The 15456-nt window shown below is 41.6% G+C and carries 10 protein-coding genes; 4 read left to right on the top strand and 6 right to left on the bottom strand.

The genetic code is table 11. The annotated features are described in order from the left end of the window. Positions 1–63 precede the first annotated feature (63 nt). A complete protein-coding gene (locus AC5JMK_RS16220) occupies positions 64–342 on the top strand; it encodes a hypothetical protein (RefSeq protein WP_495910563.1) in 279 nt (92 codons plus the stop codon). A gap of 60 nt (positions 343–402) precedes the next feature. Here the strand turns inward: AC5JMK_RS16220 and AC5JMK_RS16215 are convergent, their stop codons facing one another. The 3 genes from AC5JMK_RS16215 to AC5JMK_RS16205 all read right to left on the bottom strand — a co-directional run bounded on the left by AC5JMK_RS16215 (position 403) and on the right by AC5JMK_RS16205 (position 6549). Then, entirely contained in the window at positions 403–2580 is a 2178-nt protein-coding gene (locus tag AC5JMK_RS16215; protein ID WP_495910562.1) for a beta-barrel domain-containing protein, read from the bottom strand. A gap of 88 nt (positions 2581–2668) precedes the next feature. Next, on the bottom strand, positions 2669–5608 hold the full coding sequence (locus AC5JMK_RS16210; protein ID WP_495910561.1) for a peptidase domain-containing ABC transporter: 2940 nt from the start codon (positions 5606–5608) through the stop codon (positions 2669–2671). 188 nt (positions 5609–5796) lie between these two features. Continuing rightward, a complete protein-coding gene (locus tag AC5JMK_RS16205) occupies positions 5797–6549 on the bottom strand; it encodes a peptidylprolyl isomerase (RefSeq protein ID WP_096675301.1) in 753 nt (250 codons plus the stop codon). A gap of 832 nt (positions 6550–7381) precedes the next feature. Here AC5JMK_RS16205 and AC5JMK_RS16200 point away from each other — a divergent pair. The 3 genes from AC5JMK_RS16200 to AC5JMK_RS16190 all read left to right on the top strand — a co-directional run bounded on the left by AC5JMK_RS16200 (position 7382) and on the right by AC5JMK_RS16190 (position 12387). Beyond that, positions 7382–9310, top strand: coding sequence for a right-handed parallel beta-helix repeat-containing protein (locus AC5JMK_RS16200; RefSeq protein WP_096675300.1), 1929 nt, complete (start codon positions 7382–7384; stop codon positions 9308–9310). An 80-nt stretch (positions 9311–9390) separates the two neighbouring features. Then, complete coding sequence (locus AC5JMK_RS16195; protein ID WP_096675299.1) at positions 9391–11382, top strand: M10 family metallopeptidase C-terminal domain-containing protein; 1992 nt, start codon at positions 9391–9393, stop codon at positions 11380–11382. A gap of 228 nt (positions 11383–11610) precedes the next feature. Continuing rightward, a complete protein-coding gene (locus tag AC5JMK_RS16190) occupies positions 11611–12387 on the top strand; it encodes a CAP domain-containing protein (protein ID WP_495910560.1) in 777 nt (258 codons plus the stop codon). 80 nt (positions 12388–12467) lie between these two features. On the opposite strand, the gene AC5JMK_RS16185 is transcribed toward AC5JMK_RS16190, so the two are convergent. From AC5JMK_RS16185 to lpdA, 3 genes are all read right to left on the bottom strand, one after another. Further along, positions 12468–12719, bottom strand: a complete 252-nt coding sequence (locus AC5JMK_RS16185; RefSeq protein WP_495910559.1) for a DUF5340 domain-containing protein — start codon at positions 12717–12719, stop codon at positions 12468–12470. A gap of 111 nt (positions 12720–12830) precedes the next feature. Beyond that, a complete protein-coding gene (gene trpC, locus AC5JMK_RS16180) occupies positions 12831–13718 on the bottom strand; it encodes an indole-3-glycerol phosphate synthase TrpC (RefSeq protein WP_495910558.1) in 888 nt (295 codons plus the stop codon). 243 nt (positions 13719–13961) lie between these two features. Next, the gene (gene lpdA / locus AC5JMK_RS16175; protein WP_096675295.1) at positions 13962–15389 is read right to left on the bottom strand and encodes a dihydrolipoyl dehydrogenase; all 1428 of its coding nucleotides are present in this window, start codon (positions 15387–15389) and stop codon (positions 13962–13964) included. Positions 15390–15456 lie beyond the last annotated feature (67 nt).

Below are 15456 nucleotides of genomic sequence, written 5' to 3'. Positions count from 1 at the left end.
AATGACCAATGACCAATGACCAATGACCAATGACCAATGACCAATGACCAATGACGTTTAATTATGTTTTCCGAAATTTATTATTTGGTAAGGTCACAAACTGACGGTCGTTATTTGACAGCCCGTCCCAACCCAGAAGGTGTGAGTTATCTTTTGATGTTTCGCGAACACTCTGATGCTCTGAGCTATCTCAACACGCACGCTGGAGAATTAGCGAATCGTTTTGGTGTGGAATCTATTCCAGGATCACAACTAAAGGCTTTGCTCAAACGTTGGGGTTTTGGCGGTGTGGCTGTGGTTTCTGATCCGTTATTACCAAAAATTGAATTTTTACAGGTATGAAGATGGAAGTTTGTAGTGAGCGCTTGAGCGCTCAAAGAGGACTAAAGTCCTCACTACAAACTAACGAGTATATTTCAGACTTTCTATTTTGCCTAAGAATTTTTCTGTGAAAATACTCATTACAGTTCGTTTACGGACATTAATATTGGCGTTCAAAGACATACCAGATTGGAGAGGTACTTGCTTACCGTTAATGTTGATGGATTGTTTGGATAAGCGAATTTCAGCCGGGAAGCGATAATATGGAGTGTTTTGATCAGGAGGTAAAGCATCAGAACCAATCCGAACTACCTCACCTTGAATATCGCTAAATTCTGTGTAAGGGAAAGAATCAATTCGCACATCAACGGGCATTCCATCTTTGACAAAGCCAATATCATTATTGGTGATAAAAACTTGGGCAACAAGATTTTCTGGCGGTACGATTTTGAGAATAGATTCACTGGTGTTGTAGACGTAACCAGAACTACGAGGCTTGAGATCAAAAACAATTCCACTAGTTGTGGCTCGGATTTCTTGATATTTTAAAGTCGAAAAAATTTCGCTAATTTGACTATTAAGTTCTTGGATGCGTTTTTTATTTTCGACCATCACTTTGGTAAGTTGACTATCAATTTCAGCAATGCGCTTGTCGTTCTCGGCAATTTTGCTGAGTAAATCTTCCTTAGACAAGGCGATCGCATTTTCTAATTTCTTTTGTGATTGGGCGATCGCCAACCGTAGTCGTTGTTCTTCTTGCACAAGGCGGTTAACTTCGGCTTTACTAGCGTCTGCTGTTTGTTGTTTTTCTAAATAAGGTAAGCGAGCAAAGGCTCCTTTTTTCACCAAGGAGTTTAAATGGCTGACTATTTCTAAATTTGTTGTGAGGCTACCCCTAGCACTCGTTAATTGGACTTGCGCTTGATTTAACTGCTTGGCTAATTGTTCTACGTCTAATCTTGCTGTTGCAATTCGAGAGTCTCTTTCTGTTTGTCTATTAATAAAACGTTCTCGTAACTCTGAACTAAGGTTACGTATTGCTGCACTACCAAGCAATTCTGCACGATAAAGTTCATTTTCTCGTACTAATGCCACACGGTTTTCTGTAAGTGATGCTAACTCTGGCGATATTTGGAATTCTCTTTTTGTAGAATTCGCTGTCGATGTTCGCATCTGGGTACGATAAAAAATGTTTTCTCGAACTAGGCTAGCTCGAACTTCTTGCAGAGAGCGTAATTTTGCTTGAGCAACTGTGGGGTCAAAACTCACCAAAAGATCGCCTTTTTCGACTCTTTGCCCTTCCTGGACATGAATTTTGTCGATTACTCCCCCCACTGGCGCTTGAATTTCTTTGACTAAACCTTTGGGTTCAAGTTTGCCCTGTACGGGAACAGATTCGTCGATTCTAGCTGTACAAGCCCAGACAAATGCAAAACTAGTTACACCAACGATGCTCCAAATGATAGCATGTGACCAAACACGAGATTGTTTTAAGATGACGGGCTGATCAAAGTCATTTACCTCGCGAGGTGTTTCACGAGGTGTTTCACGAGGTATGCTAATTCCAGAACTGAAAATTGCTGAACTTCCCTGCAAAAGCAGTTGCCATTCACGCTGAGATTTTGGCACACGTTTCCAAATAAATACTAATCCCCCGGCTGTGAGTAAAAACATGAAACCACCCAGAGGCAAGAAAATAGATCCTTGACGTGGGGCGGCTTCTAAGTAATTTACATGGTAATTTGTGTTTTGATTTGTGTTTTGGGTTGTGTTTTGATTTGTTTTTTGAGTTGTTTTTTGGCGATCGCTGTGATCGATAAAATCATTTTCAGAGCTAGTTTTAGTAGTCGTAACCTTGGGTAGGGATGGTTGTAGTGCCTTCCAAGTGGCAGTATCAACAACACCCTCAGCAGCGTTTAATAGTTTCTCTTGCTGAAATTTTATAACTGCTGCTTGAGTAAGTACACCGAATTTACCATCAGTTGCGCCATGATAATATCCTAATTTTTGCAGTTGAGTTTGCAGTTGAAAAACAGTTGTGCCTTGACTACCAAATTTCAAGATCGACTGATTAGGTGATGAAAAAGCCACTTCCGTGCCTTCGAGTTCACTAATGCAATTACCCAATTCAGAGTTTGATTGAGTTGTGGTCTGATCTGCAAGAATTTGCTCGCAATAATTACTAATTGTTTCAGGAGTATTAGGTGACACTTCTGAACAGTTTGTACAAGCTAGCAAAAACAAAGATGGATCAAGCATGGTTTTTTCTGTGTAAAGGAGGTGTAGAAAGTGGGGAAGTGAGGGAATAAGGGGACAAGGAGAATAACTAATGACAAATGACAATTGACTATTCTTCTTGTCCTTGTTGTTGATAGAGACAGTAATATCGTCCTTTCATGGCCATGAGTTCAGCATGGGTTCCTTGTTCAGCGATCGCACCCCGATCCATGATGATGATGACATCGGCATTTTTGACGGTGTTGAGACGGTGGGTGATGAAGAAGACGGTGCGCCCCTCAAAGACTTCCATCAGATTGCGACAGACTTGTTGTTCTGATTGGTAATCTAAGGCGCTGGTGGCTTCGTCTAAAATCAGTAGTCGTGGATTTTGCAAAACTGTACGGGCGATCGCGATTCTTTGCCGTTGTCCACCGGAAAGTGCAGAACCTCGCTCCCCCACAATCGTGTTGTAGCCGTTGGGTAGTGCCATGATGAAATCGTGAGCAGCAGCAGCTTTGGCAGCTGCAATAATTTCTTCGGTAGTTGCTTCTGGGCGAATTAGGGCAATGTTATCTTGAATTGTCCCTTCAAACAACAGGGTATCTTGTAATACCATCCCTATTTGACGGCGTAGGGAATTTAACTCTACTTTTCTAATGTCATAGCCATCTATCTGGATTTGCCCTGTTAAAGGTTCGTAGAGTCTGGGTAACAATTTTGTCATTGTACTTTTACCGGAACCACTTTGTCCGACAATACCGACAAAAGTACCAGGGGCAATTTCAAGATTGATATTGAGCAGTTGTAAGGCATTGTCAGGATTGAAACCGAAGGAAACGTCTGTATATTTGACTGCGCCTTCAATTTCTGGTAGTTGGATATTTTGGCGATCGCTTGGCAATACTTCTGGCGGAGTGTCTAAGACATCACCAAGACGTTCAATAGACAAGGCCACTTCTTGAAAGTTTTGTGAAAGTTGAATTAGACGTAACAGAGGACTGGTAACATAACCAGCAATGATGCGAAAGGCAATTAATTGACCGAGGGTAAGTTGATTAGAAATAACTAAATGAGCGCCTGCCCACAACAATACAAAACTAGAGAATTGATTTAAAAATCCACTGATGGAGTTGGCGGTGCTGGAAGTCTGTACATTCTTGAATCCAGCGCTGATGTAGCGGGTATAGCGATCGCGCCATTGCCAACGAGATTTTAATTCTATATTCTGAGCTTTGACTGTTTGAATGCCGGTGAGGATCTCAACTAAATAAGATTGAGTATCAGCATAGCGTTCGGCTTTTTTCCGTAATTGTCGCTGCACAACCGGAACCACAAAAGTTGTGAGTAAGGCAAACAATGGTACACAAGCCAAAGCAACTAGTGTCAGCACCCAACTATAAAACAGCATGACGGCGATATAAATCACAGAAAATACCGCATCTAGTACCACAGTCAATGCTGTTCCTGTCAAGAAAGAACGAATATTCTCTAGTTCATTAATCCTTCCTGCTAATTCTCCAACGCGGCGACGCTCAAAGTAACTCAACGGTAATCGCAACAGATGTTCAATGACTTCTGAACCCAGACGGATATCAATACGATTGGTAGTATCAGCAAACAGATAGGTACGCAGACTCGTTAAGATTGCCTCAAATACTGCGATTACAAGCAAGAAAATCCCCAAAATATCGAGAGTATCGAGGCTTTTTTGCATCAATACATTATCAATGATGATTTGGGTAATAATTGGGTTTGCCAAACCAAATACTTGCACAAAAAACGAAGCAATCAGAACCTCAATCAATACCAAGCGATATTTGTAGATATAAGGCAAAAACCAACGCAGACTAAATTTTTCTGGACGTTCTTCTTCTGGTTTTTCGATCACCAAGACTTGTCCTGATTGCCCCCAGATGTTACCAAATTCCGCTACACAATAGCGAGAAATACCTTTTTCTGGGGCAGCTACAACAATTTCATGTTCTGTGATTTTGTACAGTAAGGCCAAGTTTTCTTGCCAGTAAATTACTGCTGGCGCACTCAAACGGTTGATAACGTTAACAGGGACTTTGACTAACTGGGCCTGCAAACCCATCATTTCTACAATAGCCCCTGCTACTTGCAGTGAAATCTGCTTGTGAGATTTGAGTTGATTTGTTAAGACTTTGCGAATTAAGTCACGGCGAAAAGAACCCCCTAAGATGCGATGTAACATTTGGAAACATGCCAAGGGAGCATCAACAGTGCCTTGTCCTGATACAAATATGGTGTCTGGTGGGGCGATATATTCGACAGCAGGATTAGTTGGGTATTCTGGGGCAGGAGAAATTGCTAGAGTGGAGGTATTGTCATTGCGAGATTTCTCTGTATGAGACTTCCAGGGAATACCGATTAAGCGTATTTCTGTTTCACTGTGCCAAATTTTCTGCTGGTTGTGATCTAACTGTAAGCGACTACCAACGCTCATTTTGTCGAACATTCCTGCGCTGATTAGCCAAAGGTAGTCATCATTCAATTGCTGCGAATTTAGTTTCCCTGCTGGTGCATTCACAACCGTTGTTTGTTGCCAAACCTGACGCACTAAGTCTTTTAAATCGGTGCTTGCATCTGCTTGTCGTTGGAGTTCTAAACTCAGGAGTTCAAACACTTCTATGATCTGAGGACGCGATCGCACTGCTTGTTTAAACTCTGGTTGTGTAGCCATCAATTCTAGAAATATTGGTGCGTCTAGAGTAATGGCTATGACTTCGCTAGAGGCGATCGCTGCTTCGCAACTTACCCCACGTATTAATCCTAGCCAACCCAGGAACTCTCCTGGCTCTACCACTGTCAAACTAATTTGAGAGTCTGTACGCTGGTCATAGCCCAATAGCCGCGCTTGTCCTTGATAAATTACAATTACTTGCGCTGGCATTCTTTCTTTAACCACCATCCACTGTCCAGTACGATATTGCAACAGTTGGCATTTCCCTGCAATTGTTTCTAAGGTGGCAGGTGATAGTTTGTTGAAAGGGGGGGTGTCGGCTAAGAATTTTATGATGTCGGTTTGGGTAATAGCTGGCTTCATCTGAATTTCTCCTAGAAACTCCCACAAAACCTAGTAGTCTGCCACACCAACTTTTAGGCGTCGGTGGGGTTTGGGGAGAAAAAGTGTAATTTTTCTTGTCTCCTTTGCTCACAACCTCACTTACTGTCCCAAATTTTCACAAATTCGGCTATCTGGGTTGCCCCTAAAACTGAGATAGTGTTGATAGTTTACGCTGCCGCAGTTTCCAAATGATGGTTGGAAGATTGTAGACGCGTTTGCACTTGTTTTTGTATCCAGTTTTCAAAGAGTTCATCCAATAACTGCTGCTGCATAGCATCATCTAATTGTGCAGACAGTAATTTTTCTAGGCGAATGATTACAAACCACTCGGCTATGGCCCGTGGTTTCCAGAGTTGACCAGGTTTACTCACAGATAAGATTTGTTGAATGACTGGGTGGGGTTGAGACAATGGAACTGGCCCTAAAATCCCTGCTGTTTGTGCTTCTGGACCTTGGGAATATTTCTCGGCGGCGCTAGCAAAACTTTGTTCTCCTTCACAAATCCGAAAATACAATTCCTGGGCTAGTCCTTCGTCTTGGGTACGAATTAGAGAATATACGACTTGATCTAGATTTCCTTTGCGTTGCATAAAGTAAGACTCTAATTTATTGCCCCACATTGCAAGCTGAAATTTTTTGCTCAACACCGGGCGAATAGCCAATTCTTGCATTGCTGCTTCTGTTAGCTGGTGCTTTTGCAACCATGCTTGTTTTACCTCTGATGAGGTGAGTTGGTAACGCTGGTAAAAGTCGTTAATTGCTGCTTGTTTCTCTAAATCTGTGCAACTGAAACAAGCGATCGCCTCATCTATGACTTTGGCGCGTAATACCTGCGGTAACAACTGATAACGATGTAGCAAAGACATTAATTGATCTGCCTGAAGTACTTCGTTACCCACTTGCAAGGTTTGTATCGTCATAATTCCTAGCTTGCGCGATCGGTTTTCTAATGTTTGAAAAATCTATCTAAACATCTCACCGGGGTGAGAGGACACAAAAGTCAATCTACAAATAGATAGACCCTGTCTCTATTGGATATACATCAGGTTTTGAGTTGCATCAGGAATTTTTTTTATAAGACTTCGTCAATTTTTTATCCACAATATCACTAAACTTTACCAAAACATTACATCATATACTGTTTTGCAGCTGTTTTGACAAAAACTTATTTTTTACAGTAAAAACTTTCTAATAAAAAATTTTTTTTGTCAACAAAAATACTTGATAAAGTCATTTTTGTTGCACAAATTGACGAATATATCAAAAGCAAAGTATAGAAATCTACTAAAAATGCCTAAATGATGTCAAATTTAAATATATAAAAGTATATGAAAAATACTTGTATAAATTTGACTTTTAATGCATTGTGACAGTCTTTCAACTGTCACAATAAAAGCGTGAGAAAAGCTACTGTAGCTTTTATTCTGAATGAGTGAATATTTCGTAATTACCGCTTTTTACCGTAGTCGCAACAATCTTGTGAGTTCAACTATCCTGCACCGAAACTGATTTTAGGCGTATATATCTTTTCTGATTCAAGAATTGCTTCAAAAATTGCATTAGTCACTTGTTCTCAATACACGTGCGTAAATACAAATGACTAATCACAAAACAAATGGGTTACTAGCTTCTGCGTACTGAAGACAACAGTAGTTGCAAGTTATTCTCACTTCAACTCTGTTGATATTTTTTCCGTAGGTATCCCAGAAAATCTACCATTTGGCGTTAATTAGGCGTGAATAAAGGATTATCATGGCGAATACTCAAGGCACAAACCTAAGTGGGGTTTATGACTGGTCTAGCCAATTACCATTTTTGGATCATTTCAAAACGGCTAGTGACTTAATACCTCAAAATTACAAAACAGAGAAAAAGCCGCAAGGAATTCAACTGAATCTAGATGAAAATGGCTGGGTAAAGTCCTTACCCAACTCAGGAGTTAGTGCTTGGCAGGATCAAGGTTTAGGCACGAAAGATAACTGGTTAGATGCTGGCAAAGGAAACAGCCAATTTTCTCAGACAGAGGATAGACAACTCCTAAGCAACAATGGCAATGAAACCCTCGGTGGTGACAATAGGGACATTCTAACTGGAATCAAAGGCAATGGTATCAAGGAATTCAGCAATTATGCTGATCAATCTTTAATACAGCCTAGTTCTGATACTCAACCAAAAACTACAACATCAGATGTTTTAGGCACGAGTATTGACTTTAGCAAATCTACCCAGAAACCGACTGTTCTAGCAACGAGTAAAGACTCAAGTCAATCCAATAGTTCCCAGAATCTCTACTACGTTGCACCCAATGGTAGTGATGAGAATCCAGGTACAGTTGATAAACCCTGGAAAAGTGTGAACCATGCGGTGAATGACAGTTCTCCTGTCAAGGCAGGTGACACGATCTTAGTTCAGGCTGGAACCTACACAGAACTTATCACCCTTGGTAAATCTGGTGATAGTAAGTTGGGTGACATCACGCTCAAAGCCAATGGCGATGTTACACTACGTGACCCCGACCCCAATAGTGGGTTTTTCCGGGAAGGAGTGATTCAGTCAGCTGGCAAAGGTCATTGGGTGATTGATGGCTTCCGGATTGAGAACACATCCTGGGCGGGAATTGCTTTGCGTGATGCCTACGACATGACTGTGCAGAACAACCACACCTACGAAACTGGTGCCTCCGGTATCATCGTCATGCCTGATACCTACTATAACGGTGGGGAAGCGGAGGTGACTAGTAAAAATATCAAGGTACTCAACAACACTGTTGAACGAGCTAGCTGGATCTGGAAAGGTAACGGTTCTAAAGAAGGCAATATAAACGATGGTTTCGACCTTACAACTGGAACACAGGAATCATTAAGTATCTGGGGTGTGGATGGTTTCGAGGTAGCTAATAACACTGTTAAAGAAGGCAACCGCGAAGGTATAGATGTCAAAACAGGTTCCCGCAATGGTTCTGTCCACGACAATACTGTTACTGGTCAAGCCTTAGTTAGCGGTACACCCAACGGTTACAGTGGTGGTCCTGGTCTTTATATTGAAGGCAACCGTGCTGATATGTTCAACATTGATGTTTACAACAATGTTGTAGCCAATAACACTGCTGGTGGACTTGTGATTACAGATGAAGTTCCCAATCAAGGGGATGTATCTGGTATCCGTGTCTACAACAACATTGTTTTTGGCAATGGTAAGGACGGGGTAAATAGTGGTCAAGGAATTGGTGTCAGCAGTAATGTTAGTGATGTTCAAATCGTCAACAATACGGTTGATGGCAATGTTCAAGGTTTCTTGATAGACGGCTCTGACAACTATGGCGGTTATCGGCCTCATGACATTTTAGTTCGCAACAATATCTTCGCTAATAGTAGTTTTCGTAATGGATTAGTTGAAGATGTTGATAATGTGACCTTAGACCACAACTTATTCACGAGTAAGTTTGCAAAAGTCTATGAAACTGGCAATGGAGTGAATAATTTGAAAGCTGAAAATAACACTCAGGCTGAGTCAATGGGATTTGCTGATTTAAATGGCAAGAATTTCAAACTCACATCAGATTCGCCAGCAATTGATATTGCTTCCGCAGCAATTGGTGATTACGCAAAGCTGGATCACGACGGTAAACAACGTGGTCAAGGTAAAGGCACTGATATTGGTGCTTATGAGTTCCAGTCTTAGGTAAGAGTATCTCCTTATACCCTTACACTCATACTCATATTCCAGGGAATCTACCATTTGGCGTTAATTAAAGGATAGTCATGGCAAATAATCTAGGCACAAATCTAAGTGGAGTTTCTTACTGGTCTAGCCAATTACCATTCTTGGATCACTTCAAAACGGCTAGTAACTGGATGCCTCAAAATTTCAAAACAGGGGAAAAGCCACAAGGAATTCAACTGAATCTAGATGAAAATGGCTGGGTAAAATCCTTACCTAAATCAGGAGAGAGTAATTATGATAGCGTTCAAACTCTTGTCGATCTCATCTCTGCCACACCAGGAGTCAAAGAAAATTATCCTAGTGGTAAATACGTTGTTTTGTACGACGGCGAAGGCAAGCTAGAGTATGGGGCAGATGCCAAACTAGATACAGCTGCTTCTAAACCTGGTCGTGATGTTATCGACGTCACACCCTCTAGTAAGGGTATGTCTATATGGCTTACCGAAACAGATCCTAAAGGTACAGGAAATTATCTTCGCGACATTCATCTTGTACCAGAAGCCGAGGAAAAAAACTACAAGACTCAGGTATTTAATCCTACCTTTGTCAATAAAACTGACAATTTTTCTACCCTCCGATTTATGGATTGGATGGGTACTAACAACTCTAAACAGAGTGATTGGAAAAATCGACCGACAGTTGATAGTTCTAATTACATTTACTCTAACAAGGGTGTGCCTGTAGAAGTGATGGTTGATTTGGCCAATCGAACCGGGGCTAATCCTTGGTTTAATATGCCTCACCAAGCATCGGATGAGTACATTGCAAATTTTGCCAAAGTTGTCAAAGAAAAGCTTAACCCCAACCTGAAAGCTTATGTAGAATATTCCAACGAAGTGTGGAATGGTGCTTTTGGTCAACATCAATGGGCGCAAGATCAAGGGCAAAAGCTAGACGGTGACTGGAAAGACTGGCATAGTCGCCGTACAGAGCAAATGGGTGATATCTGGGATAAAGCCTTTGGTCAAGATAGCAATCGAGTAGTCACAGTACTCGGCGCTCAGAATGGTAACTTACAGTTGACTGATCAACTGATGCAGAAGGTGAAGGCGTATGATCCAAACTCTACAGTGGATGCGATCGCCATCGCTCCTTACCTAGGGATATTTGTGACTCCAGGTAAACAAGATTGGACAACCGCAGAAGCAGAAGTAGAAAGCTGGACAAAAGAATCAGATGGAGGTTTGAACAAAGTCTTTGACTACCTAAATAACACAGAACTACCTAAACAACTAGACAACATCAGCAAACAGTCAGAACAGGCTCAAAAATATGGTCTTGATTTAGTTGGCTATGAAGGTGGACAGCATCTTACAGGTCTTAATGGATCAGAAAATAATGACGCCATCACGGATTTATTCATCAAAGCTAACCGTGATCCACGTATGGGTCAGTTGTATAAAGAATATCTCCAAGGATGGGATAAGCAAAGTAACGGTAGTGAATTCGTAATTTACGATGACATCACCACACCAACTAAATGGGGTGCTTGGGGCGCTTTAGAACACGTCAATCAATCTACTTCTCCAAAATGGGAAGCCGAACAAGAATTTATTAAGAGTAAAACCGAAGTCAAGGGATATAAGCACGATCGCCTTGACGGTGAAAACGAAACCGATGTCCTGATTGGTGGTCTAGGTAATGACGAACTATCAGGAGGTAAAGACAAAGATTTTCTCAATGGTGGCGATGGCGACGATCAAATCATAGCGAGTTCAGGAGCAGATCAATTAACTGGTGGTGCTGGACGCGATCGCTTTATCTATGAGAATCTGCAAAACAAAGGGAATACCATTACCGATTTTGACCACAATCAAGATGCGATCGACTTACGTCAAATTATGTCTGGTTCAGCTTACACAGGCTCAAATCAATTTTCTGACTATCTGGAATTAAAACAAGTTGGTGCTGATACAGCCGTTCGCTTAGACATGGACGGAAGCCAACAATCTGGCGGTTTAGAGAATTTCATCATGTTGTCAAACGTTGATGCATCAAGCTTAAAACCCAGTAACTTTGTTCTTAGTTAGTAGGGGGTGTAACCTTCAAAGCATAGTTTTCTTTGTGTCTTTGTGTCTTAGTGGTTAAATTAAGATTTATTTTTTCACTACATAGACGCGCAAGCGGCTACTTGCAGAAATCGCTTGCGCGCCTACCGGAACTGTAGACACCAAGACACCAAGTCGCATCGCCTTTGATAATAAGTGGGGTCAACCCAAAATCCAAAATCTATTTTGAAAATAGCGAGGACAGTATAGATGACTTCAAACAACATGACATTTGAGCAACAAGTTGTTGAACTAACTAACCAAGAACGAGCGAAGAATAATCTTCCTGCTTTAAGAGAGAATGCTGAACTCAACTATGTTGCTGACGAATATGCTAAACAGATGTCAGAACGTCGTGTTTTAAGTCATACAGGAGCAGATGGTTCTCTACCATGGGAGCGAGCTGAGGCTATTGGTTATGAAGCGAAAACGATGGGAGAGAACATAGGCGCAGGTCAAACAACTCCTGAGCAGGTGGTCCAAGATTGGATGAACAGTCCTGGACACCGAGAAAATATTCTCAATCCCAAATATACTGAAATCGGCGCTGGTTTCCATAACAATTATTGGAGTCAGGAATTTGGTAGTGGTGATCTTAACCCTATTAGCAAGATACCAAACCCTCCATCTTCTGAACCAACACTTCAAGCAAATAGTAATGATAGCCTCATCGGTAATGCAGGAGAAGATAAGTTAGCTGCTGGTGTTGTTAGCAATCGCTTTGTGGATAACAACACACAAAACAAAGAAGATTTCAATACTGATTTTGCTCCGAATCAATATGGAAGTGACTTACGTGAAATTTTGACTGGTCAAGCTAATAGTAATCCTAATCAATTCTCTGATTACCTCAAACCCCAACAAATTGGTGCTGATACGGTTGATCATCCTAACGCATTTGATCATACAAAATTTGCTGGGTTTGATCATTCTTCGGTGATGCCAAACTTAGATGCTTCTAAATTAAATATCGCTAATAGTCAGTGAACTTTTGTGTCTTTGTGTCTTGGTGGTAAAAATATAATTTTTTCGACACCAAGACACAAAGACACCAAGAATTTTTCAAGTCAATCAGGTGAAGATACTTGCTCCGTCTTGAGATGATTCAGTGACCAACGATGATCAACACTCATAGATGAACACTGACAAATTTCTTCTAGATGTTTTTGTTGAACAGCAGCTTTGCGGAGGGTAATTATTAGCTGATTCACTTGATTTCGCAATTCTGAATTCTTACTCACTGCTAACATTGTTTGTCTTTCTAGTAGTTGCAGTATGAGTTCGTAATGGATGGGTGAAGGTAGAGGAATTTGCTCCATGAAATTTATTTTTTATTGTACCTTTTGATTTCAAATCCAAGACTGTGTGTTAATCAGCTAGTTGTTACATAGACGACAAATATTTGCTTGAATCCTGGTTTTACTAGGTAATTAAGATTTAGTGAAAAGATTAGCGATCGCCACTTTTGGCTCTGATTGTTTGACTAATGATTCACCAATGAGTACGGCAGAAGCCCCTGCTTGTTCTACTATATTTAGATCATCTGGGGTATGTAATCCTGACTCACTCACAACTAGAATGTTCCTTTCTTGCAAGTCTTTGCCTCTTGCTAATAAAATTTGACAAGTTGTTTGTAAATTAACAGAAAAATCTTCAAGATTGCGGTTATTAATTCCTACCAATGAAACACCATCTAGAGCCAATACACGGTCAAGTTCTGCAAGAGTATGGACTTCAATTAATGCTTTCATGTTGAGAGCATTGGCAATCTTTACAAAGTATTGTAAATCTTGATCGCTAAGGATAGCTGCTATTAGCAAAACTGCATCTGCACCAAGAATGCGGGCTAGATACATTTGATAGGGATAAATAATAAATTCCTTACACAATAAAGGTAAATCTACAGCAGTGCGGATTTTAGCTAAATTATTAAAGCTACCTTGAAAAAACTTTTCATCGGTTAACACTGAAATGCAACTAGCACCGCCTTGCTGATATTGCAAAGCGATCGCCACTGGGTCAAAATCTTCTCTGATGACACCTTTGCTGGGAGAAGCTTTTTTGACTTCAGCAATCAAAGCTGGTTTAGTTTTACCATTTCGCAGTGCTGCCACAAAATCGCGGGTTGGGAGTGCAGTTAAAGCTTGCTTTTGCAACTCCGTTAGGGGTTGCTTCTCACGCATTTTGTCTACTTCTTCTTCTTTTTGCCAAACAATTTTTTCTAAGATGTTCATTGGTTCAGCATCATGAGTGGCAACCTGATACCTTAGACTAGACACTGCAACAGTTGGATTTGGTGGACGGCGACGGATTTGCATAGTAGGGATTGGGGAAAAGGGATCGGGGATCGGGGGACACAAAGGGGATTGAAGAAAGGGAAAAGGGATCGGGGATTCTCCTTACGGAGACGCTTACGCGAACGGGGAAAGGGGATTGAAGAAAGGGAAAAGGGACTGGAAACTAGGATTCAGGATTGAGGACTAGAAACTAGGAACTAAATTATTTCCCGATCCCTGATCCCTGATCCCCAATCCCTTTCCCCAATTCCTGATCCCCAATCCCTAACTGGCTGCTCGTTTATAAGCTTCGTCTAGGACTTCTGAGAGTGTGGGGTGGGCGTGAACTAGATGGGCGAGGGTGTGGACAGACTGACGGTTGGCGATCGCAGCTGAGGCTTCGTGGATGAGGTCGGAGGCGTGCATTCCAAAAATATGGACTCCCAAAACTTCACCAGTGTCTTTACGATAAATTACTTTTGCCATACCATCGGCTTCGCCTTCTGCCAAGGCTTTGGAATTACCTTTGAAGTAACTTTTTGCCACTGCGACTTCAAAACCTTCGGCGGTGGCTTTTTCCTTGGCTTGTGCTTCGGTTATCCCCACATAGCTAACTTCTGGGTGAGTGAAAGCTGCTGCGGGAATACTAAGATAGTCTACTTCTTTATGTCTACCGCAGATATTTTCTACTGCTACAATACCCTGAGCAGATGCAGCGTGGGCTAACATCATTTTGCCGGTAGCGTCACCAATTGCCCACAAATGTGGAACTATTTCACCCCCACTTAACACAGCCATGGTGTCATTGACGGGAATAAAATTCCTGCGGTCTAATTCTACACCTACTGATTCTAAACCGAGATTTTGGGTGGCTGGGATGCGTCCGGTTGCGACTAAACAAGCATCAACTTCTAGCACATCTACATCTTCTTTGGTTTTGAAGTTGGCTAATTCAATCACTACTGGTGAACCTGGAATGACTCTTTTGGCGTATATTCCCACATGGGTTTCAATATCGCGGGGAGTAATTAGCACTCGTTCGGCAAGTTTGGCAATATCACGATCAAATCCTGGCATTAATTGATCGAGTGCTTCGATCATAGTGATTTCGCAGCCTAAAGCCGAGTAAACGTCAGAAAATTCCAGCCCAATGTAACCACTACCAATAATTGCTACCCAATCTGGTAATGATTCTAATTTTACCCCTTGATCACTGGTAAAGACTGTTTTACCGTCTACTTCAATTCCAGGAGGAACAAAGGGAACTGAACCAGAAGAAAGAATAATATCTTTAGCAGTGATTGTTTTTTCACCACTATCTGTTACGATACCTACTTTTTGAGTGCCTGCGATTTTGCCCCAACCTCGAATAATATCAACCCCCAAACGTTTGAGGCTATTGGTTAAGTCGCCTTGAATTTTCGCGACAAGATTGTTAGCATGGTCTGCGATCGCTTGCCGCTCAAATTGTACACCTGCGACTTGAATTCCCAGCGCTTTGAGATGATGGGCGTCTCTAAGTTCCCGTACACGTCCAGAGGCTGCTAGCAATGCCTTAGAAGGAATGCAGCCTCGGTTGACACAGGTTCCCCCCATATCAGCCGCTTCAATGATCGCTGTCTTCAAACCACAGCTAACGGCGTGCAAGGCAGCCCCATGTCCGCCTACTCCAGCGCCGATAATCACTAAATCATAATCAAATCCTTGACTCACGTTAGTTTCCCCGTGTGCATTGCCCTATATATTTGTGAACTCCCCACCGCTTAGGCGGACAGGGTTT

The organism is Pelatocladus sp., from assembly GCF_059505505.1.
The sequence above is the reverse complement of the archived record's forward strand: the minus strand, read 5'-3'. Positions and strand labels throughout refer to the sequence as shown.

What these genes read in the sequence shown, in the direction of transcription:
- AC5JMK_RS16220 (WP_495910563.1), top strand. Translation starts at nt 64, where the DNA reads ATGTTTTCCGAAATTTATTATTTGGTAAGGTCACAAACTGACGGTCGT.
- AC5JMK_RS16215 (WP_495910562.1), bottom strand. Translation starts at nt 2,580, where the DNA reads ATGCTTGATCCATCTTTGTTTTTGCTAGCTTGTACAAACTGTTCAGAA.
- AC5JMK_RS16210 (WP_495910561.1), bottom strand. Translation starts at nt 5,608, where the DNA reads ATGAAGCCAGCTATTACCCAAACCGACATCATAAAATTCTTAGCCGAC.
- AC5JMK_RS16205 (WP_096675301.1), bottom strand. Translation starts at nt 6,549, where the DNA reads ATGACGATACAAACCTTGCAAGTGGGTAACGAAGTACTTCAGGCAGAT.
- AC5JMK_RS16200 (WP_096675300.1), top strand. Translation starts at nt 7,382, where the DNA reads ATGGCGAATACTCAAGGCACAAACCTAAGTGGGGTTTATGACTGGTCT.
- AC5JMK_RS16195 (WP_096675299.1), top strand. Translation starts at nt 9,391, where the DNA reads ATGGCAAATAATCTAGGCACAAATCTAAGTGGAGTTTCTTACTGGTCT.
- AC5JMK_RS16190 (WP_495910560.1), top strand. Translation starts at nt 11,611, where the DNA reads ATGACTTCAAACAACATGACATTTGAGCAACAAGTTGTTGAACTAACT.
- AC5JMK_RS16185 (WP_495910559.1), bottom strand. Translation starts at nt 12,719, where the DNA reads ATGGAGCAAATTCCTCTACCTTCACCCATCCATTACGAACTCATACTG.
- trpC (WP_495910558.1), bottom strand. Translation starts at nt 13,718, where the DNA reads ATGCAAATCCGTCGCCGTCCACCAAATCCAACTGTTGCAGTGTCTAGT.